The 20,354-nt window shown below is 73.8% G+C and carries 21 protein-coding genes; 4 read left to right on the top strand and 17 right to left on the bottom strand.

Annotated features, from left to right (window positions below; all coding sequences use genetic code 11):
* Positions 1-11: 11 nt before the first annotated feature.
* Positions 12-764: a (d)CMP kinase gene (cmk, locus tag ABD976_RS14110; RefSeq protein ID WP_369774744.1), complete on the bottom strand. Its 753-nt coding sequence runs from the start codon at positions 762-764 to the stop codon at positions 12-14.
* An 89-nt stretch (positions 765-853) separates the two neighbouring features.
* Here cmk and ABD976_RS14105 point away from each other — a divergent pair, with 89 nt between their 5' ends.
* Positions 854-1,336, top strand: coding sequence for a cation:proton antiporter regulatory subunit (locus ABD976_RS14105; protein ID WP_345363080.1), 483 nt, complete (start codon positions 854-856; stop codon positions 1,334-1,336).
* 81 nt (positions 1,337-1,417) lie between these two features.
* Positions 1,418-2,590 (top strand): cation:proton antiporter, encoded by a 1,173-nt coding sequence (locus tag ABD976_RS14100; RefSeq protein WP_345363078.1) that lies wholly within the window; start codon positions 1,418-1,420, stop codon positions 2,588-2,590.
* A 161-nt stretch (positions 2,591-2,751) separates the two neighbouring features.
* Here the strand turns inward: ABD976_RS14100 and ABD976_RS14095 are convergent, their stop codons facing one another.
* The 6 genes from ABD976_RS14095 to xerD all read right to left on the bottom strand — a co-directional run bounded on the left by ABD976_RS14095 (position 2,752) and on the right by xerD (position 7,699).
* The gene (locus tag ABD976_RS14095) at positions 2,752-3,510 is read right to left on the bottom strand and encodes a pseudouridine synthase (RefSeq protein ID WP_345363076.1); all 759 of its coding nucleotides are present in this window, start codon (positions 3,508-3,510) and stop codon (positions 2,752-2,754) included.
* Positions 3,511-3,746: 236 nt separating this feature from the next.
* Positions 3,747-4,412 carry an SMC-Scp complex subunit ScpB gene (scpB, locus tag ABD976_RS14090; RefSeq protein WP_369774743.1) on the bottom strand — a complete coding sequence of 222 codons (666 nt, stop codon included), beginning with the start codon at positions 4,410-4,412 and terminating at the stop codon, positions 3,747-3,749.
* A complete protein-coding gene (locus ABD976_RS14085; protein ID WP_345363074.1) occupies positions 4,409-5,254 on the bottom strand; it encodes a segregation and condensation protein A in 846 nt (281 codons plus the stop codon). Before ABD976_RS14085 ends, scpB begins: the two co-directional genes overlap by 4 nt.
* Positions 5,251-5,577: a hypothetical protein gene (locus ABD976_RS14080; RefSeq protein ID WP_345363072.1), complete on the bottom strand. Its 327-nt coding sequence runs from the start codon at positions 5,575-5,577 to the stop codon at positions 5,251-5,253. Before ABD976_RS14080 ends, ABD976_RS14085 begins: the two co-directional genes overlap by 4 nt.
* A 73-nt stretch (positions 5,578-5,650) precedes the next feature.
* Complete coding sequence (locus ABD976_RS14075) at positions 5,651-6,595, bottom strand: ParA family protein (protein ID WP_345363070.1); 945 nt, start codon at positions 6,593-6,595, stop codon at positions 5,651-5,653.
* Between the two features lie 153 nt (positions 6,596-6,748).
* Complete coding sequence (gene xerD / locus ABD976_RS14070) at positions 6,749-7,699, bottom strand: site-specific tyrosine recombinase XerD (protein WP_345363068.1); 951 nt, start codon at positions 7,697-7,699, stop codon at positions 6,749-6,751.
* Between the two features lie 40 nt (positions 7,700-7,739).
* Between xerD and ABD976_RS14065 the strand changes: the two genes are divergently transcribed.
* On the top strand, positions 7,740-8,258 hold the full coding sequence (locus ABD976_RS14065) for a DUF1707 domain-containing protein (RefSeq protein WP_345363066.1): 519 nt from the start codon (positions 7,740-7,742) through the stop codon (positions 8,256-8,258).
* A gap of 4 nt (positions 8,259-8,262) precedes the next feature.
* Here ABD976_RS14065 and ABD976_RS14060 read toward each other — a convergent pair whose 3' ends face one another.
* The 10 genes from ABD976_RS14060 to ABD976_RS14015 all read right to left on the bottom strand — a co-directional run bounded on the left by ABD976_RS14060 (position 8,263) and on the right by ABD976_RS14015 (position 18,863).
* Entirely contained in the window at positions 8,263-8,925 is a 663-nt protein-coding gene (locus tag ABD976_RS14060; protein ID WP_345363064.1) for an NUDIX domain-containing protein, read from the bottom strand.
* Positions 8,926-8,950: 25 nt separating this feature from the next.
* Positions 8,951-10,651, bottom strand: a complete 1,701-nt coding sequence (pyrG, locus tag ABD976_RS14055) for a CTP synthase (protein ID WP_345363062.1) — start codon at positions 10,649-10,651, stop codon at positions 8,951-8,953.
* A 236-nt stretch (positions 10,652-10,887) separates the two neighbouring features.
* On the bottom strand, positions 10,888-11,826 hold the full coding sequence (locus ABD976_RS14050; protein WP_345363060.1) for a copper transporter: 939 nt from the start codon (positions 11,824-11,826) through the stop codon (positions 10,888-10,890).
* Positions 11,823-13,007: a putative cytokinetic ring protein SteA gene (steA, locus tag ABD976_RS14045; RefSeq protein ID WP_345363057.1), complete on the bottom strand. Its 1,185-nt coding sequence runs from the start codon at positions 13,005-13,007 to the stop codon at positions 11,823-11,825. The genes ABD976_RS14050 and steA overlap by 4 nt, the downstream gene beginning before the upstream one ends.
* Positions 13,008-13,098: 91 nt before the next feature.
* The gene (gene recN / locus ABD976_RS14040) at positions 13,099-14,892 is read right to left on the bottom strand and encodes a DNA repair protein RecN (protein ID WP_345363055.1); all 1,794 of its coding nucleotides are present in this window, start codon (positions 14,890-14,892) and stop codon (positions 13,099-13,101) included.
* A gap of 77 nt (positions 14,893-14,969) precedes the next feature.
* A complete protein-coding gene (locus ABD976_RS14035; RefSeq protein WP_345363053.1) occupies positions 14,970-15,863 on the bottom strand; it encodes an NAD kinase in 894 nt (297 codons plus the stop codon).
* Positions 15,860-16,702: a TlyA family RNA methyltransferase gene (locus ABD976_RS14030; RefSeq protein WP_345363051.1), complete on the bottom strand. Its 843-nt coding sequence runs from the start codon at positions 16,700-16,702 to the stop codon at positions 15,860-15,862. The genes ABD976_RS14035 and ABD976_RS14030 overlap by 4 nt, the downstream gene beginning before the upstream one ends.
* Position 16,703: 1 nt before the next feature.
* Positions 16,704-16,928 carry a hypothetical protein gene (locus ABD976_RS14025; protein ID WP_345363049.1) on the bottom strand — a complete coding sequence of 75 codons (225 nt, stop codon included), beginning with the start codon at positions 16,926-16,928 and terminating at the stop codon, positions 16,704-16,706.
* Between the two features lie 73 nt (positions 16,929-17,001).
* Positions 17,002-17,997: an HAD-IIA family hydrolase gene (locus tag ABD976_RS14020; protein WP_345363047.1), complete on the bottom strand. Its 996-nt coding sequence runs from the start codon at positions 17,995-17,997 to the stop codon at positions 17,002-17,004.
* Complete coding sequence (locus ABD976_RS14015; protein WP_345363045.1) at positions 17,994-18,863, bottom strand: tetratricopeptide repeat protein; 870 nt, start codon at positions 18,861-18,863, stop codon at positions 17,994-17,996. The genes ABD976_RS14020 and ABD976_RS14015 overlap by 4 nt, the downstream gene beginning before the upstream one ends.
* Between ABD976_RS14015 and ABD976_RS14010 the strand changes: the two genes are divergently transcribed.
* Positions 18,828-20,135, top strand: coding sequence for a hypothetical protein (locus tag ABD976_RS14010; protein WP_345363043.1), 1,308 nt, complete (start codon positions 18,828-18,830; stop codon positions 20,133-20,135). The two genes, ABD976_RS14015 and ABD976_RS14010, sit on opposite strands and share 36 nt — an antisense overlap.
* The last annotated feature ends 219 nt before the right edge of the window (positions 20,136-20,354 follow it).

The following is a 20,354-nucleotide window of genomic DNA, read 5'->3' as shown; positions in this document are numbered from 1 at the left end:
GCCGTGGCCGCTCACGACACGGTCCGATCCGCGAGCAGACCGCGCCGCTCCACCAGCTTGTGGAGCTGCTCGATGACCTCGCCCACGCCGAGCTCGGTGGTGTCCAGCTCCACCGCGTCGTCGGCCCGGCGCAGCGGCGACACCGCGCGCCCGGAGTCCAGGGCGTCGCGGCGCTGCACGTCGGCTCGGGTGCTGGCCACGTCACCCGCCCGGCCCTCGGCGTTGTCCTGGGCGGACCGGCGCAGCGCCCGCGCGTCCGAGGACGCCGTCAGGAACACCTTCAACCCGGCGTCGGGCGCCACCACGGTGCCGATGTCGCGGCCTTCCACGACGATCCCGCCCGGCTGGTCGAGCGCCGCCCGCACCACCGCGCGCTGGTGCTCCACCAGCAGCTCGCGCACCGCCGCGACCGCCGACACCGCCGACACCGCGCCGGTGACCTCCGCGCCGCGGATCTCGGCGGCGACGTCGGTGCCGTCCAGCGCCACCCCGGGGCCCAGCGGGTCGGTGCCCATCACCAGCTCCACCGCGCGCGCCACCCGCTCGACCTCGACGCCGTCGGCCGGATCGACCGCGGCGCGCAGCACCGCCAGCGTCACCGCCCGGTACATCGCGCCGGTGTCCAGGTAGCGGGCCCCCAGCGAGGACGCCAGCTCGCGCGACACCGTGGACTTGCCGGTGCCCGATGGGCCGTCGAGGGCCACCACACCGCGGAGCTGGACCACGTCGCTTTCCTTTCCTCGTCCTGCCGACCAGCTCTCCATTCTGCCTGTTCCGGAGACGGCGGTGTGCGGCGCGTCCCGGCACGCCGGAAGCCCCGGCGGCGGTGGTCGGTGTACTAGGGTCGGCGCCCGTGGACGTCACCGTGACACCGCTGCCCGGACTCGGCACGCAGCAGGACTTCACCACCCGATCCGGCCACCGCATCGGCGTGATCACCTACCGGGACGGCCGGTTCGAGCTGATCGTCTCGGGCCACGAGGACCCGGACAAGGTCGCGGCGTCGGTGGCCCTGACCACCGAGGAGACCAGCGCGCTGGCCAACCTGCTCGGCGCCCCGCAGCTCGTCGCCCAGCTCACCGAGCAGCAGCGGGAGGTCGCCGGGATCACCACCTGGCAGCTCGCGGTCGCCCCGGGATCGCCCTACGACGGCCGCGAGCTCGGCGCCACCGAGATGCGCACCCGGACCTCGACGTCGATCGTCGCGGTGGTCCGGGGCGGCACCGCGCACCCGTCGCCCCGGCCGGACTTCCGCTTCGCCGGGGGCGACCTGGTCGTCGTGGTCGGCACCGCGGCCGGGCTGCGGGCGGCCGCCGAGATCCTCGAACGGGGCTGAGGCTCGACGCCCACCGCGCCCCGGTCGCCGGCGCCCCGCGCGCCGGACACAACTCCATAGCAGCGAAGGGTAGGGAAACAGGTGCACGAGACGGCGATCTCCCTCATCGAACTGGGGGCGGTGTTCTTCGGTCTCGGCGTCCTCGGCCGACTCGCCTGGCGGATCGGGGTCTCGCCGATCCCGCTGTACCTGCTGGGCGGTCTCGCCTTCGGCGAGGGCGGACTGCTGCCGCTGCACGGGATCGAACCCTTCACCCACCTCGCCTCCGAGATCGGCGTGGTGCTGCTGCTGCTCCTGCTCGGCCTGGAGTACTCCGCGGGCGAGCTGGTCACCGGGCTCCGGCGGTCCTGGCCCGCCGGGCTGATCGACATCGCGCTCAACGCCGCACCCGGCGCGGTGGTGGCGCTGCTGCTGGGCTGGGGCCCGGTCGGCGCCCTGTCGATGGCCGGGGTCACCTACATCTCGTCGTCCGGGATCGTCGCGAAGGTGCTCGGCGACCTCGGTCGGCTCGGCAACCGGGAGACCCCGGTGGTGCTGTCCATCCTGGTCTTCGAGGACCTGGCGATGGCCGTCTACCTGCCGATCCTGACCGCGCTGCTGGCCGGGGTGAGCTTCCTCGGCGGGCTGACCGCGGTCGGGATCTCGCTGGTGGTCATCACCCTGGTGCTGGTCATAGCGCTGCGGTTCGGCAGGTACGTCTCGGCGCTGGTGGACTCGCCCGACCCGGAGGTGTTCCTGCTCCGGCTGCTCGGCGCGGCGCTGCTGGTGGCCGGGATCGCCTCGGAGCTGCAGGTCTCGGCCGCCGTCGGCGCGTTCCTGCTGGGCATCGCCATCTCCGGGTCGACGGCGGTGAACGCCACCCGGATGCTCGAACCGCTGCGCGACCTGTTCGCGGCGGTGTTCTTCGTGGTGTTCGGGCTCAACACCGACCCGGCCCGGATCCCGCCGGTGCTGCTGGTGGCCCTGGCGCTGGCCGCGATCACCACCGCGACCAAGGTGCTGACCGGCTGGGCCGCGGCGCGGATGCAGGGCATCGGCCGGATGGGGCGGGCCCGCGCGGGAGCGGCGCTGGTGGCGCGGGGCGAGTTCTCGATCGTCATCGCCGGGCTCGCGGTGACCTCGGGCGCGGTCACCGAGCAGCTCGCCGCGCTGGCCACCGCGTACGTGCTGCTGATGGCCATCCTCGGCCCGGTCGCCGCCCGCGTCGTGGAACCCGTCGCCCACCGCGCCCTCGCCGTCGTCGCGAAGCGCTGAGCCGCACGAACCCAGCAGCCGGGACCACGATCCTGAGGCGAATTAATTTCACTTCACCCTGAAACCATTAACCCGTTCGAGCGTTCTTGAGCTGAGTGAGGGGCACCCTTGTCCGAGATACTCGGGCAAGGGTGCCCCTCACTCAGGTCCCGAACGGGTGATCACATGTCGACGGCGCGGTAGAGGGAACCGATCTCCTGCCGGTTCAGCGGGCGGATGGCGCCCTGGCGCTCGTTGGTCAGGCGCACCTCGCCCACGGCCGTGCGGACCAGCCGCTGCACCGGGTGCCCGACGTGCTTGAGCAGCCGCCGCACGATCCGGTTCCGGCCTTCGTGCAGCACGAGCTCGACCAGCGCCCGGTTCTGGTTCACGTCGACCAGCTTGAAGCGGTCCACCTTCACCGGACCGTCCTCCAGCTGCACACCGCGGCGCAGCTGCTTGCCCAGGTCCTTCGGGATCGGCCCCAGCACTTCGGCCAGGTAGGTCTTGGGCACCTGGTACGACGGGCGCATCAGCCGGTTGGCCAGCTCGCCGTCGTTGGTGATCAGCAGCAAGCCCTCGGTGTCGACGTCCAGCCGCCCCACGTGGAACAGCTTGCCCTGCCGCTCCCGCAGGTAGTCGCCGATGCACGGGCGGTCCTGGTCGTCGGACATGGTGCACAGGATGCCCTTGGGCTTGTTCAGCAGCAGGTGCGTCAGCTCGTCGTTGACCATCACCCGCATCCCGTCCACGTGGATCACCGCCGACGCGGGGTCCACCCGGGAGCCGAGCTCGGTGACGACTTCGCCGTCGACCTCGATCCGGCCCTCGACGATCATCTGCTCGGCCGCGCGACGGGAAGCCACGCCGGCCTGGGAGAGCACCTTCTGCAACCGCACCCCCTCGTCTTCGGAGGAGGCCGGGGAATGCTTGGACGTCATCAATCGAATCCACTTCTCGGTGAGCAAGCTCGAACGCCACGCGCGGGAGCCCGCCGCCGACCGGCTCCGGATCATTCCTCCCGCCGGCCGCGGGGCGTCCCCGCTGGCTGCCTCCGACCAGTATCCCACGCATGCCGCGGTGGTCTCCGACGTCCTTTCCGAACGCCCCGCGGAGGGGCTCGACGGCTCGGCTCCGGAGCCGGCCGGCAGCGCCGCGGGGCCTCCGCGGCCTTCGCTCAGACGTCGTCGATCGAGTCGACCTCGGGCAGCAGCGGCGCCAGCGGCGGCAGGTCCTTGAGCGAGGACAGCCCGAGCCGCTCCAGGAACAGCTCCGTCGTGCAGTACAGGTGCCCGCCGGTCTCCGCGTCGGCGCCCGCCTCCTCGATGAGCCCGCGCCCGACCAGCGTGCGGATCACGCCGTCGACGTTGACGCCGCGCACCGCCGCGACCCGCGAGCGGGTCACCGGCTGGCGGTAGGCGATCACCGCGAGGGTCTCCAGCGCGGCGCGGGTCAGCTTGGTGCGTTGGCCGTCGAGCAGGTAGCGCTCCACGTACGGCGCGTACTTCTCCCGCGTGTAGAAGCGCCAGCCGTCCCCGGCGCGGCGCAGGTCGATGCCGCGCTCGGCGACGGCGTAGGCGTCGGAGAGCCGGTGCAGCGCCTGGCGCACCCGCGCGACCGGCTGCCCCAGGGTGTCGGCCAGCAGCTCCTCGCCCGCGGGCACGTCCACCACCAGCAGCAGCGCCTCCAGCGCGGCGTCCAGCGCGTCGTCGGTGTCCAGGTCCGGAACGGCCGAGACCTCGGCCTCGGGCGGCGCGTCGGCCTCCGGGGTCGCCGCCACTTCGGCCGGGTCCGACGCCGGGGCGTCGACCGCCGGATAACCGCCGGGATCGGTGTCGCTCACCCGTACTCCTCCTCGTCCTGCCTGGCCCGCTGCGCCTCGGCATCGGCCTGCGCCTGCTCGACGGACCCGCCGACCCAGTGCACGACCAGCTCGCCGAGCGGGTCCTCCTGGTCGAAGCGCACCACCTGCTCCCGGTAGAGCTCCAGCAGCGCCAGGAACCGGGCCACGATCTCCACCGCGTGCCCGCAGTCGGCGACCAGCTCGGTGAACGTCGCCACGCCCCGCTCGGCCAGCCGCACCCGCAGCAGCGCGGCGTGCTCGCGCACCGACACCTGGTGCTGGTGCAGGTGCTCCAGCGACACCGTCGGCGGCGGTTTCGGCCGGAACACCGCGGCGGCCACCTCGGCGAAGCGCTCCGGGCCGACGCCGATCACCACTTCGGGCAGCAGGCTCTCGAAGCGCTCCTCCAGCGACACCGCGCGCGGGTAGCGGCGCAGCGCACCGGCCTCCAGCTCGCCGAAGAGCGCCGCGACCTGCTTGTAGGCGCGGTACTGCAGCAGCCGGGCGAACAGCAGGTCGCGCGCCTCCAGCAGCGCCAGGTCCTCCTCGTCCTCCACGTCCGCGGCGGGCAGCAGCCGGGCCGCCTTGAGGTCCAGCAGCGTCGCGGCGACCACCAGGAACTCGGTGATCTCGTTGAGGTCCCAGTGCTCGCCCAGCGTCCTGGTGTAGGCGATGAACTCGTCGGTGACCTGGTGCAACGCCACTTCCGTGACGTCGAGCTGGTGCTGGGAGATGAGCTGGAGCAGCAGGTCGAAGGGGCCTTCGAAGTTGTCCAGCCGCACCGTGAAGCCGTCCTGCTGCACCGGCTCGGAGGCCTGCCCCGCGAGGTCGGTCCCGGTCACCCGGCTGATTCCTCCCCCAGCCGCTGGACCAGGACCGAATCGGCGCCGCGCCGGTCCAGATCGGCGAGCACCACGGCGACGGCCTCGCGCACCACCCGACCGCGGTCGACCGCGATGCCGTGCTCGGCGCGCAGCGCCAGGCGGGCCTGCTCCAGCGCCAGCAGCTCGTCGTCGGACAGGTACACGGTGATCTTCGCGTCGTGCTTGCGCCGACCCGACCCGGTGCGCGCCGGCCCCGGCGGCACCTCCTCGGTCCGGGCGGGGCGAGCGGCCGTGGTGCGGAACAGCTCGGCGGCACCGGGCAGCGGAGCCCTCCGGGTCACCCCGCCTCCCCCGTGCTCGTCACGACCCCACCCGCTGCGCGTCCCGGCCCACCCGGGCATGGTCCCACGCCGCTCACCGGGCGATCACCTCGCGGGCCAGGGCGCGGTAGGCCTGCGCACCCGCCGAGCGCGGTGCCCACCGGGTGATCGGCTCCCCGGCGACCGTGGTCTCCGGGAACCGGACGGTGCGGTTGATCACGGCGTCGAAGACGGTCTCGCCGAACGCCTCCACCACCCGCGCCATCACCTCCCGGGAGTGCAGCGTGCGCGGATCGAACATGGTCGCCAGGATGCCGCTGATCTCCAGCGACGGGTTCAGCCGCTCCTGGACCTTCTCGATCGTGTCGATGAGCAGCGCGACCCCGCGCAGGCTGAAGAACTCGCACTCCAGCGGGATGATCACGCCGTCGGCGGCGGCCAGCGCGTTGACCGTCAGCAGCCCCAGCGAGGGCTGGCAGTCGACCAGCACGTAGTCGTACTCGCCCATCACCGGGTGCAGCACCCGGCGCAGCGTCTGCTCGCGACCGACCTCGGCGACGAGCTGCACCTCGGCGGCCGACAGGTCGATGTTGCTGGGCAGCAGGTCCATGCCCGCCGTCGTGGTCGGCCGCACCACGTCCTGGATGCTCACCGACCGCTCCATGATGACGTTGTAGATCGTCTGCTCGAGCTGGTGCGGTTGGACGCCCAGCCCCACCGACAGCGCGCCCTGCGGGTCGAAGTCCACCAGCAGCACGCGGCGGCCGTACTCGGCCAGCGCGGCGCCGAGGTTGATCGTCGACGTGGTCTTCCCGACGCCGCCCTTCTGGTTGCACATCGCCAGCACCGACGCGGGACCGTGCCGGTCCAGCAGCGGGGGTTCGGGAATGCGCCGACGTGGCCGACCAGTGGGACCGATGCCACCGGAGGAACCCGGCGTGAGGTCCACCTCCTCCGGGGGCCCGGCTGCTTCCGGGGCGATGCTCAGGTCGACCGCGCCCCGGTTCCGCCCATCGGCGGAGGGCTGCGGTACCGACATGGCGATCTGACTCCTTCTCTGCCGGTGGCGATCAAAAGCAGCCTAAGCGGCATTCACGACCAGCGGCAACGTGCCCCGCCGAGGTGTCGGAAATGCGGTTGAGGTGCTGTGATCAGCTTTACCCCCATTCCCGCCGCCCCGCCATTCCGGCGATCACCCCGTCGCGTGGGCCCGGGGGTGCGCCGTCGCGTAGACCTCGCGGAGCGTGTTCGCGGTGATCAGGGTGTAGACCTGGGTCGTGGTGACCGAGGCGTGGCCGAGCAGTTCCTGCACCACGCGGACGTCCGCCCCGCCTTCGATCAGGTGCGTGGCGAAGCTGTGCCGCAGCACGTGCGGTGAGACGTCGTGGCCGATCCCGGCCCGCGCGGCCGCCGCCTTCAACGCCTGCCAGGCGCTCTGCCGGGACAACCGGGAACCCCTGCGGTTGAGGAACAGCGCCGACGAACCCCGGCCCGCCGCCACCAGCCCGGGCCGCGCCCGCACCAGGTAGGCCTGCACCGCCTCCAGCGCGGGCCGCCCCACCGGGACCAACCGCTGCCTGCCGCCCTTGCCGTCGAGCAGCACCGTGCGGTCGGTGTCGTCGAGGTCGTCGAGGTCGAGCCCGATCGCCTCGGAGATCCGCGCCCCGGAGGAGTAGAGCAGCTCCAGCAGCGCGCGATCGCGCAGTCCGCGCGGATCGTCGGCGCTGCCGGTGTGCTCCAGCAGGCGGGCGACGTCGTCGACCGGCAGCGCCTTGGGCAGCCGGCGCGGCGGGGCGGGCGGCGAGAGCTCCCGGGCGACGTCGACCTCCACCAGGCCCTCGGCGAGCGCGAAGCGGTGCAGCCCGCGCGCGGCCACCAGCGTCCGGGCCGCCGACGAAGCGGCCAGCGGCGGTCGCTCCGCGGACCCGTCGCGCAGCTCGGCGAGGAAGTCGGTGAGGTGCCCGGGCCGGACCTGGGCCAGCTCGCCGACGCCCCGGCGCACCAGGAACTCGCCGTAGCGCCGCAGGTCCCGGGTGTAGGAGTCGAGCGTGCTGCGGGCGGCGCCGCGCTCCACCGCGAGGTGGTCGAGGTATCCGGCCAGCGCGGCGCGCACCCCGTCCGGGACACCCTCGAATGCGTTCACCCGGCTCTCCTCGGTTGCCGAACGTACTACTGTGGTGGATGTGACGCATGGGGGCTCCGGGGAGATCCGGATCGGGGACAACGAGCGCCAGTCGACCATCCAGCTGCTGGGTGAACACTACGCGCAGGGTCGGCTGGACCTGGAGGAGTACGAGCAGCGGGTCTCCACCGCCTCGTACGCCCGGACCACGGCCGAGCTCGCCGGGCTGTTCACCGACCTGCCCGCGCCGCACCCGCCGTTCCTGGCCCCGACGCCGGGGTTCGCCCCACCGCCCCCGCCGCCGACCGGTTTCGGGCCGGCCCCGCCGCCGGGCTACGACTTCGGCCTGTCGGACAAGACGAAGGTCGCCGCCGGGCTGCTGCAGATCTTCCTGCCGTTCGGCATCGGCCGGTTCTACACCGGGCACACCAACGTCGCCGTGATCCAGCTCCTGCTGTTCTGGCTCGGCATCCTGCCGTGCGGGCTGGGCACCCTGGCCGCGGTCATCTGGTGCCTGATCGACGGGATCGTCCTGCTGAGCACCGAGAGCACCGACTCCGACGGGCGCCGGCTCCGCTGACCGGTCAGCCGCGGGCCCGGAACCTGCTCGGCCGGTCGATCCACGGCGCGTCGGCCGGACGTCCCCGCGCCTGGCCGGTGCGGACCGCCTGCGCCGCGAGCAGACCGCCCACCGCCGGGCCGTTGACGATCTCCCCGGCCAGCACCATCGCCACCGCCTCGGCCAGCGGGAACCGCCGGACCACCAGGTCGGCCTCCTCGTCGCCGACCGCGTCCGGCAGCGCCACGTCGGACAGCCCGGTGGCCAGGAAGACCCGCACGCTCTCGTCGCTGAACCCGGGCGAGGTGTCGACGTCGACGAGCAGCTCCCAGTGCTCGGCGGCCACCCCGGCCTCCTCGGCCAGCTCGCGCTGCGCGGTCCGCAGCGGTGGTTCGGCCTCGACGTCGAGCAAGCCCGCGGGCAGTTCCCACAGCCGTCGCCCGAACGGGTAGCGGTACTGGTGGACGAGCACCACCTGGTCCGCGTCGTCCACCGCGACGACGGCGACCGCGCCGTAGTGCTCCACCACCTCGCGGCGGGCCTGGCCGCCGCCGGGCATCGCGACCTCGTCCGCGCGCAGCGCGAGGATCTTGCCGACGTAGACGTCGGTGCTGCTGACCGTGCTGAACTCGTGCGCACCGCCGGTGCGGGCGACCGGGCCGGAGCCGGGGTGATCGGTGGGGGTCACCGGATCACCCTACGACCCGCACCGATCACACGCTCGCGGCCGGTTCCTCCTCCGGCAGCTCCACCGGCAACCGGCCCTGCGCCTGGTAGTCCAGCGCCGCCTTGACGAATGCCGCGAACAGCGGGTGCGGCCGGGTCGGGCGGCTCTTGTGCTCCGGGTGCGCCTGGGTGCCGACGAAGAACGGGTGCTGCTCCTCGGGCAGCTCCACGAACTCCACCAGCCGCCCGTCCGGCGAAGTCCCGGAGAAGACCATCCCCGCCTTGCCCAGCTTGTCCCGGTAGCTGTTGTTGACCTCGTAGCGGTGCCGGTGCCGCTCGGCGATCTCGGTCTCCCCGTAGGCCTTGGCCACCACCGAACCGGACTTGAGCAGCGCCGGGTAGGAACCCAGTCGCATCGTCCCGCCCATGTCGCGGTCCCCGGCGAGCACGTCGCGCTGATCGGCCATCGTGCTGATCACCGGGTGCTTGCAGGGCTCCTCGAACTCCGTGGAGTTGGCCCGTTCCAGCCCGGCCAGCGACCGCGCCGTCTCGATCACCATGCACTGCAGGCCCAGGCACAGGCCCAGCGCCGGGATGCGGTTGGTGCGGGCGTAGCGGATCGCGCCCAGCTTGCCCTCGATGCCGCGGACGCCGAACCCGCCCGGGATCAGCACCCCGTCCATCCCGGACAGCGCCTGCGCCGCACCGGCGTCGGTCTCGCACGTGTCGGAGGGCACCCAGGCGATCTCCACCTTCGCGCGGTGGGCGAAGCCACCGGCGCGCAGCGCCTCGGTGACCGACAGGTAGGCGTCGGGCAGGTCGACGTACTTGCCGACGAGCGCGATCCGCACCTTCTCCGCCGGGTTGTGGACCCGGTCCAGCAGATCGCCCCACACCGACCAGTCGACGTCGCGGAACGGCAGGCCCAGCCGCCGCACCAGGAAGGCGTCGAGGCCCTCGCGGTGCAGCACCTTCGGGATGTCGTAGATCGACGGGGCGTCCGGGCAGGCCACCACGCCGTCGGACTCGACGTCGCACATCAACGCGATCTTGCGCTTGAGGTCCTCCGGGAGGTCCCGGTCGGCCCGGCAGACCAGCGCGTCGGGCTGGATGCCGATGTTGCGCAGCGCCGCCACCGAGTGCTGGGTGGGCTTGGTCTTGAGCTCGCCGGAGGGCGCCAGGTACGGCACCAGGGAGACGTGCAGGAAGAAGCAGTTGTCCCGGCCGACGTCGTGGCGCACCTGGCGGCAGGCCTCCAGGAACGGCAGCGACTCGATGTCACCGACGGTGCCCCCCACCTCGGTGATCACCACGTCCGGCGTGCGGCCGTCCTCGTCCGGCTCGGCCATCGCGCGGATGCGGCTCTGGATCTGGTCGGTGATGTGCGGGATGACCTGCACCGTGTCGCCGAGGTACTCGCCGCGCCGTTCCTTGGCGATCACCGACGAGTACACCTGGCCGGTGGTGACGTTGGCGTTGCGGGTCAGGTCGCGGTCGAGGAACCGCTCGTAGTGCCCGATGTCCAGGTCGGTCTCGGCACCGTCCTCGGTGACGAAGACCTCGCCGTGCTGGAACGGGTTCATCGTTCCCGGGTCGACGTTCAGATATGGATCGAGCTTCTGCATCGTCACCCGCAGACCGCGGGAAGTGAGCAGTTCACCCAGGCTGGACGCCGTGAGCCCCTTGCCCAAGGAGGAGGCGACGCCTCCCGTAACGAACACATGCTTGATCGTGCGTGCGTGCGGCACCAACAAAAGCTCCCCGTGGTCAAACCGTCGCCGGGCTGGAAGTTTGCGCTGGCAGGACGGCTGATCCGTCGCTCCCACGGGATTCCAGCCTAACGCACATCCCAGCACCCGCCCACCAGGCCCCGCACCGGCCGCCCCGGCTCACACCCCAGCGGACGCGGCCGTCACGTTCGTCACAGCCTTCCCGGCACGGGCGGATCGAGCGGCCGCCCGGAGGACGTGCCCGGGCGGGGGTGTCAGCCCCGCTCGTCGGGCACCGGCCCCTGGGCGTTGGCGGCGACCCCGTAGTGCCCGGCCCGGCCGTCGCGCTGCTCCCGCAGCGCCAGCACCACCGCGACCCGGCCGGCCGCCGCCTCGAGGTTGTCGACGGTCGAGACCACCGAGGAGATCGAGGGATCGGCCCGGGCGGCGCCCACCGGGACCGAAGTGCCCGCGACCGCGCCCGCCCCGGCGAGCACCGCCCCACCACCGGCGGCGTCGAGCTGGGTGGTGAACCGGGCCAGCGTGATCGCGCGGTCCTCGGCGTCGTCGGCGCCGGGACGGCCACCGGTGAGCACCACGGCCTGCTGGGCGGGCCGGAGGTCGGGTGAGGCGGTGAGGAAACCGCCGGTGGCCAGGCCGGCGAACGCCGCGGCCCGCTCCTCGCCGGAGGTGCGCGGTCGCCCGTCGGCCGGGTCCACCAGCGCCAGCGGCGCGACCAGGGCACCGGCCAGCGTGCCCGGATCGGCGGCGGTGGGCAGCTGCGCCCCGGCGGGCAGCAGCTCGGTGACCACCCGCCGGAGCTGGTCGACGCGGCTCGGGTCGGTGATGCCGCCGGTGAGCTCCAGCGCGCCGGTGACCTCGGCACCCGCGGCGCCGAGCAGCTCCCGGACCTGCTCGCGGTGCTCCGGGGCGACGTCGGGGGTGCTGATCAGCACGACGCTGCCGCCGTCGAGCAGCCCGGACACCGCGCGCGGACCGACCGCCGCGCTGAACCCGTCGGCGTCGGCGAGGCGAGCCTGCAGCACCGCGCGCTCGGCGCGCAGCTCGTCGACCTGCTCCCGCAACGAGCCCGCGTCCCCGGCCACCGCCGTGAGCAGGCGTTCGCTGACCGAGGTGGAACCGAGCACCACGCCCAGCGCCAGCGCCAGGAAGACCGCCGTGATCGACACGACGTGCCCGCGCATCGAGATCACCCGAACAACCCCCTCAGGTAGGTCCACGTCGAACCGCCCGCGTCACCGAGCACCAGCAGCATCCCGTCGGCCACCCCGGTCACCACCAGCGCGAGCACCGCCACCAGCAGCACCGCCAGGACCAGCGCGAGCACCGAGGCGGTGGAGATCCGGGCCCGCTGCAGCGCGACCACCGCGGCCCCGTCCAGGACCTTGCTGCCCAGCCGCAGCCGGGTCAGGAACGTCGACGGGTTGGACCCCAGCCGCCCCCGGTCCAGGAACTCGTGCAGGGTGGCCTGGAACCCGACGGTGACCACGAGTTCGGCGCCGTGGGCGTCGGCCAGCAGCAGCGCCAGGTCCTCGGGGTTGCCGGAGGCGGGGAAGGTCACCGCGCCGACCCCGAGGTCCTGGATCCGCTCCAGCCCCGGGGCGTGGCCGTCCAAGTGCGCCGGGACGACCACCTCGGCACCGCAGCGCAGCGCTTCGGCGCTGATCGCGCCCGGGTCGCCGACGATGAGGTCCGGGCGGAACCCGGCGGCGCGCAGCGTCTCGGCACCGCCCTCGACGCCGACCAGCACCGGCCGGTACTCGCGGAGGTAGCGCCGGAGCCGCTTGAGGTCGTCGGCGTGGCCGTAGCCCGGTGCGACGACCACCACGTGCCTGCCCACCACCGAGACGTCCACCTCGGGCACGCCGACGCCGTCCAGAATCAGCGTCCGCTCCCGGCGCAGGAACTCGATGGTGTTGGCCGAGAACGCCTCCAGCTGGGTGGACATCCCGGCCTTGGCCTCGATCAGCAGGTCCGCCACCGAGTCGGGGGTCTGCTCGGTGCCGCGCGCGATCTCGCGGTCGCCGGCGAACACCGCGCCCTCGTGCACCCGGACCCGGGTGCCGTCCTTGAGCCGGTGCAGCACCCCGGTGCCGACGCCGTCGACGAGGACGACCCCGGCGGCCAGCAGCACCTCCGGGCCGAGGTTGGGGTAGCGACCGGAGATCGACGGGGCCGCGTTGACCACCGCCACCACGTCGGCGGCGACCAGCGCCTCGGCGGTGCGCCGGTCCAGGTCGGCGTGGTCGATGATCAGGACGTCACCCGGCCGGGCCCGCCGCAGCAGGTCGTCCGACCTGCGCTCGACCCGGGCGGGTCCGGACACCCCGGGCAGGTCCACCTGCTGCCGGGGGAGCAGACCGCTGAGCTTCATGCGGCGATGGTGACAAACCGAACACCGCTTCCCGGTCCGCCACGCCGTAACCGATCGGCCGGAACGCCGGTAGACCCTTCAGCCGTTCGGCCTAACCGTTACGGGTGGCGGATCGGCCTTTCGGCCGTCGTCCCCGCTCAGCCTTGTGCTCGGCGGCGGTGTTCAGCAGCTCCTCGGCGTGGGCGCGGCCGGTCTCGGTGGACTCCAGCCCGGCGAGCATCCGGGCCAGCTCCACGACCCGCCGGTCGTCGTCGACGACCCGGACGTCGCTGCGGGTCAGCCCACCGTCGGCCGAGCTCTTGTCCACCACCAGGTGCCGGTCGGCGTAGGCGGCCACCTGCGGCAGGTGGGTCACCACGACGACCTGGTGGGTGCGCGCCAACCGGGCCAGCCTGCGGCCGATCTCCACCGCCGCCCGGCCGCCGACCCCGGCGTCCACCTCGTCGAAGACCAGCGTGGGCACCGTGTCCGCGTCGGCGAGCACCACCTCCAGGGCCAGCATCACCCGGGACAGCTCACCGCCGGAGGCGCCCTTGTGGATCGGCAGCGACGGGGCCCCGGAGTGCGCGACCAGGTGCAGCTCGACCTCGTCGACGCCCTCGGTCCCGGCGTGCACGGTCGCGCCGTCCAGCGGCAGCGCGCAGGAGTCCTCGTGGTCGGTCTCCCGCAGCCGCACCACCACCTCCAGCCGGGCCTGCTGCATCGCCAGCCCGGCCAGCTCGGCGGTCACCGCCTCGGCGAGCCGCCCGGCGGCCTCGGCGCGGGCCGCCGAGACCACGCGCGCGTGCTCGGCCAGCTCGGCGGCCAGCTCGTCGCGCCGGGCGGCCAGCGCCGCGATCGCCTCCTCCGAGGTGTCCATCCCGGACAACCGGCCGCGGGCGTCCTCGGCCCACGCCAGCACCCCGTCGACGTCCGCGGCGTACTTCCTGGTGAGCTGCTTGAGCTCGGCCTGCCGGGCGAGCACCTGCTCCAGCCGGGCCGGGTCGGCGTCCAGCCGGTCCAGGTACGCGGCGAGCTCGCCGCCGACGTCGGCCAGCACCGCCGCCGCCTCGGCCACCCGGGGTTCGAGTTCGCGCAGCACCGGGTCCTCCGCCCCGGCGAGCCGGCGCCGCGCCTCACCGACCAGGCCGATCGCGCCGGGCGCGTCCGGATCCCCGTCCACCGCGCCGGACAGCGCCAGCTGCGCCCCGGTCGCGAGCTCGCGGAGCTGGTCGACGTCGGCGAGCCTGCGGGCCTCGTCGACCAGCGCGGCGTCCTCGCCCGGTTCGGGGTTCACCGCTTCGATCTCGGCGAGCCCGTGGCGCAGCAGATCCGCCTCCCGGGCCAGTTCGCGGGACCGCTCGGTGCGCTCCGCCAGCTCCCGGGCGGCCGCCACCCACTCGGCCCGGACCCGCTGGTACTCCGCGAGCGGGTGCAGCACCGGCGAACCGGCGAACCGGTCCAGCACGGCGCGCTGCTCGCCGGAGCGCGTCAAGCGGAGCTGGTCGTTCTGGCCGTGCACCGCGAGCACCTGGTCGGCGAGCTCGGCGAGCACCGCGTTGGGCACCGAGCGGCCGCCGAGGTGGGCGCGGGACCGGCCGTCGGCGGTCATCGTGCGCAACGCGAGCAGGCTGCCGTCGTCGTCGGGCTGGGCACCGGCACCGGTGGCGACCTTCGCCGCCGGGGAATCCGGGGTCGTCTCGAACCGACCCTCCACCACCGCGCGCTGCGCGCCCGTCCGCACCCGCGACGCGTCCGCGCGTCCCCCGCTGAGCAGGTGCAGGCCGGTGACCACCATCGTCTTGCCCGCGCCGGTCTCACCGGTGACCACGGTCAACCCCGTGTGCAGTTCGAGCGTTGCGTCGTCGATGACGCCCAGTCCCTGGATCCGCATCTCCGCCAACACATCACGCACCCTAGTCCCCCGGGATCGCGACCGGGGGCCCGCCAGTGCGATCAGCGCGCTGTGCCCGAGCGGCGCGATCAGTCGACGACCGGGCCGCGCCATCCGTGCACGGGCAGCTCGAACTTGCGCACCAGCCGGTCGGTGAAAGCGGTGTCGTGCAGCCTGACCAGGCGCAGCGGACTACCGCCCGCGACCACCTCGACCCGCGCTCCCGGCGGCAGGTCGACGTGCCGCTGCCCGTCGCAGGACAGCACCGCGTCGGGCCCGTTCTGGTCGAGCTCCAAGGCGACCTGCGAGCGGCGGGACACCACCAGCGGCCGGGCGAACAGCGCGTGCGCGTTGCTCGGCACCACCAGCAGCGCCTCCACCTCCGGCCACACCACCGGTCCGCCCGCCGAGAACGCGTAGGCGGTGGAGCCGGTCGGCGTCGAGCACAGCACCCCGTCGCAGCCGTAGGTCGAGACCGGGTGGCCGTCGACCTCGACCACCACGTCCAGGATGCGCTCCCGCAGGGTCTTCTCCAGGCTGGCTTCGTTGAGCGCCCAGGTCTGCGCCAGCAGTGCGCCGTCCAGGGTGGCGGTGACCTCCAGGGTCATCCGCTCCTCGACGTGGTAGCGGCCCTCGACGACCGCGTTGATCGCCTCGTCGAGGTCGTCGGAATCGGCCCCGGCCAGGAACCCGACGCGCCCCAGGTTGACGCCGAACACCGGCACCCCGGTGGGCCGCGCCAGTTCGGCGGCGCGCAGCAGCGTGCCGTCGCCGCCCAGCACCAGGACCACCTCGGTGCCCTCGGCGGCGCGTCCGCCCGGCGCCACCACCTGCGCGTAGCAGTCCGGATCGAGCTCGGGCGCCTCCTCGGCGAGCACCCGGACCCGCATCCCGGCCTCGATCAGCCGGGTCGCCACGTGGTCGGCGGTGCGGAGGTTGTGCTGCCTGCCGGTGTGCACCACCAGCAGCACCTGCCGGGTCACCGGGCGCCGCCCTTCGCGCCCTTGACCGGGGTCTGCGGGCCGGACCGGACGGCCTCGGCGACCAGTTCCGCCGCGTCGACCGCACCCGGGCCCGAGCGCAGCCAGGCGAAGTACTCGACGTTGCCGGACGGTCCGGGCAGCGGGCTGGCCACCACGCCGCGCAGGCCGAAGCCGTGCTCGGCGCCGAAGCGCACCACGTCCAGCACCGCCTCCTCGCGCAGCGCCGGGTCGCGCACCACGCCACCGGAACCGAGCCGCTGCTTGCCGACCTCGAACTGCGGCTTGACCATCGGCACCACGTCCGCACCCGGCCCGGCGCAGCCGATCAACGCGGGCAGCACCAGCTTGAGCGAGATGAAGGAGAGATCGGCGACCACCAGGTCCACCGGGCCACCGATGTCCTCGGCGGTCAGCGAGCGGACGTTGGTGCGGTCCCGCACCACGACCCGGTCGTCGGTGCGCAGCTTCCAGTCGAGCTGGCCGTACCCGACGTCGACGGCCACCACCGCGGCGGCCTCGCGGCGCAGCAGCACGTCGGTGAACCCGCCGTTGGACGCGCCCGCGTCCAGGCACCGCCGGCCCGCGACCGCCAGCCCATCGGGCTCGAACGCCTCCAGCGCACCGACCAGCTTGTGCGCACCGCGCGACGCCCAGCCCGGGTCCTCGACGTCCTCGGCGACCACCACCGGCGCGTCGGTCGCCACCGCGGTCGCCGACTTGTGCGCGACCATCCCGCGCACGCTGACCCGGCCCGCCGCCACGAGCTCGGACGCGTGCTCGCGGGAGCGCGCCAACCCGCGCCGGACGAGCTCGGCATCCAATCGCAACCTGCGCGGCACGTCAGCTCCTGTCGCCGCTGGTCGTCGACAGCAGGTGGTCGGCGTGGGAGAGCGCACCGGTCAGCGCCGAGTGCACCGCCTCGAACCGCTCGACGTGCTCGGCGACGGGCGCCTCGCGCACCGCGTCCAGTTCGGCCACGGCGGCCTCGACCGCCTCCACCGCCGCCTGGCCGTCGTCGCCGCGCCGCGCCAGCACCGCCGGAGTCGGGTGTTCCGGAGAGGTCATGGTTCCTGCCTTCGATCGCGCCGCTGATCACCCACGGCGACCTGTCCACGCTATCCGACGCGAGCGGAACGGGTCAGCTCAGACCCAGCTCCACCAGCACCGCACCGGCCCGCTCGTCGGCGGCGCGGACCGGTAACGGCCCGCTGCCCGCAGCCCACCGCCGCGCGCACAACGCGCGCAGCGCCGACAGCGCGTCACCATCGCCGGACAGCTCCAGCGCACCGCCCTCGACCCGCGCGGCCCAGCCCGCCGCGGCGGCGATCCGGGTCTCCGCGGCCGGCCGGTGCAGCGCGCTCAGATCGGCGGCGAGGTGGTCGGGCCGCAGGCCCTCCGGCGCGGCCAGCAGGTCGACCGCCTGGTGCACCCCGGTGAGCACCATCAGCGACGGCATCCCGGCGGTGACCGCGCCCGCGATGTCGGTGTCGAGCCGATCGCCCACCATCAGCGGCGAGCGCGCCCCCGCCGAGGCCACCGCGGCGTCCAGCAGCGGCCGTTCCGGCTTGCCCGCGACGAGCGGCTCCCGATCGGTGGCCGCCCGCAGCGCGGCGACCATCGCGCCGTTGCCCGGCAGCAGACCGCGCTCGGTGGGCAACGTCCGGTCCTCGTTGCAGGCGACCCACCGCGCACCGGCCCGGATCGCCAGGCACGCCTCGGCGAGGTCGGCCCAGCCCGTGCCGGTGGAGTGGCCCTGCACCACCGCCACCGGTTCGTCGGCGGCCCGGCGCACCGGCGCGAGCCCGACGGCGGCCACCTCGTCGGCCAGCGACGCGGAGCCGACCACCAGCACCGCCGCCCCGGCGGGCAGTTCCGCGGCGAGCACCGAGGCACCGGCCTGGGCGCTGGTGCTCACTTCCTCGGGGGCCGCCGCCAAGCCCAGACCGGTCAGGTGGTCGGCGACCGCGCGAGCCGGCTTGGACGCGTTGTTGGTGACGTAGCGGACCGGCACGGCGCGCTCGTGCACCGAGCGCACCGCTTCCAGCGCCCCGGCGACGAGCTCACCGCCCCGGTAGACGGTGCCGTCCAGGTCGAACAGCACCACGTCGTGATCGTCGAGCAGGGTGGAGCTCACCGGTCGCGCGCACTTCCCTGCTCGTCGGCACCGGCGCCGGACTCCGATCCGTCCTCGCCCGAGGTGCGCTCGGTCGCGTCCTCGTCGGAGGGCTCGGCATCGGCCCCGGCCCGCTCCGCCCCGTCCGCGTGCTCCTCGGCATCGGCCGCGGACGTCTCCGGCTCGGTCGGGTCGGACTCAGCCGAGCCGGAGTCCTCGTCGTCCTCCTCGAACTCGATGCCGAGCGCGGCTTCGGCCTCGGTCACGAGCTCCTCGGCCGCCTCGGGCCCGCCGAGCTTCTCGACCAGCTCGTCGAGGCGCGCGGGGGCGTCGGTCTCGCCCTCGTCGTCGGCGTGCGCCGCGTGGACGAACCAGGTGAACGCCTCCTGGATCCGGTCGGCGGCCAGCAGGTTGTCGGCGTAGGCGTAGAACAGCCGGGCGCTCCACGGGTCCTCGCGCTGCGGATCGAGCTCCGGGAGCTGCAGCCCGACCACCGCGGCGTCGATCTCACCGAGATCGCGCCGGGCGCCGGCCATCACGATGCGCAGCTCCACCGTTTCCTCGCGGTCGAGCTCGGTGGCCTCCTGGCTGCGGCCGATCTCCAGCGCGCGCTCCGGTCGGCCCATCGCGCGCTCGCAATCGGCCATGATCGCCATGTTGCCCGGGCCACCGGTGAGCCGTCGAGCCGTGCGCAGCTCGCTCAGCGCCTCGTTCCACTCACCGGCGAGGTAGGCGGCGAGCCCGTTGGCCTCCCGCACCGGCGCGATCCGCGAGGCCTTCTGCCGCGCGTAGCGGGTGTGCTCCAGCGCGCGCTGCGGGTCCTCGTCGATGAGCTGGCCGGAGGCGACCAGGTGCAGCGCCACGTTGTCCGCCAGACCGCGCGGCAAGGTGCGCAGCTCGCGCCGGACCTCGTCGTCCAGGTCCGCGACCTGGACGCCCTCCGGGAGCTGCGGCTCCTTCGGCTTGGCCTGGGTGGACTCCGCCTTGGCCGCGTTGCGCTCCTCGCGCTGCGGACGCGGTCCCCGGTCATCCCGCCGGGGCCCGCGGTCGGTCCGGTCATCGCGACGCGGACCGCGATCGTCGCGGTCCCGACGCGGTCCCCGGTCGTCCCGGCGCGGACCTCGGTCGTCATCGCGGCGCGGTCCCCGGTCGTCGTCCCGACGCGGGCCTCGGTCGTCCCGGCGGTCGCGGAAATCCCGGTCCCGCGGGCCGCGGTCGTCCCGCCGGTCCCGACGACCGTCCCGGTCATCGCGCGGACGACCCGTGAAGTCCCGACCCCGGCGGTCCTCGCCGCGGCGGTCGCCACCCCGGTCGTCGCGGCGGAAGTCGCCGCCCCGGCCCCGGTCATCGCGGCCCCGGTCGTCGCGACGGCGGTCGTCGTCCCGCCCACGCCGGTCGTCGCGCCGGTCGAAACCACGGCCACCACGATCGTCCCGGCGATCGTCGCGCCGGAAATCGCCACGTCCCCGGTCATCATCGCGACGCCGGTCGAAACCGCCCCGATCGTCGCGGCGCCCGGAATCGCGCCCCCGGCGGTCGTCGCGGCGGAAGTCCCCGCGCCCGCGGTCGTCGTCGCGGCGGAACCCACCGCCTCGGTTGTCCTGTCCGCGCCGGTCATCGCGGCGGAAGTCGTTCCCCCGGCCCCGGTCGTCCCGACGGCGGTCGTCGTCCCGCCCGCGCCGGTCGTCTCGGCGGTCGAAACCGCGGCCACCGCGATCGTCGCGCCGGTCGAAACCACGGCCACCGCGGTCATCCCGGCGATCGTCGCGCCGGAAATCGCCACGTCCCCGGTCATCGTCGCGACGCCGGTCGCCGAAACCGCGCCCCCGGTCGTCGCGGTGGTCGAACCGGCGGGAGCGGTCGTCGCCGCGGAACCGGTCCCGGCCCGAGTCGCGGCGGTCGCCGCCCCGGTTGTCCCTGTTGTCGCGCGAACCACCAGGGCGCCGGTCACCGCCGAAGCGGTCGTCCCTGCCCCGGCCATCGGACCGACGACGCGGGTCACCACCTCGTCCGCGGTCGTACCCGCCTCCGCCTTGGCCGCGGTGTCCTTGGCCGCGGTGTCCCGCACCGCTGCGGCCGGTACCGGCCCCGCGGCGGAAATCGCCACGATCGTCGTTGGAACCGGACACCGGACCTCCTGGAACGCCTGGAAAAACTGAGCACCACCAGCGTAAACCCACTGGCGTTGTGAGCTGCGCCGGGCACCGCGCCACGATGATCAACGGTGCCGGGACAGATCATGATGAAGGAACAAAAAAAGGGCGGGGGCCGGTCGATTTCTGCCCTTACCGGACAGAATCGACCAGCCCCCACCCTGTTGGAAATGTGTCGGCGGTGTCTTACTCTCCCACACCCTCACGAGTGCAGTACCATCAGCG

Source organism: Saccharopolyspora cebuensis, assembly GCF_039542665.1.
Lineage (GTDB): Bacteria > Actinomycetota > Actinomycetes > Mycobacteriales > Pseudonocardiaceae > Saccharopolyspora > Saccharopolyspora cebuensis.
This window is presented reverse-complemented; position numbering and strand designations above follow the sequence as displayed.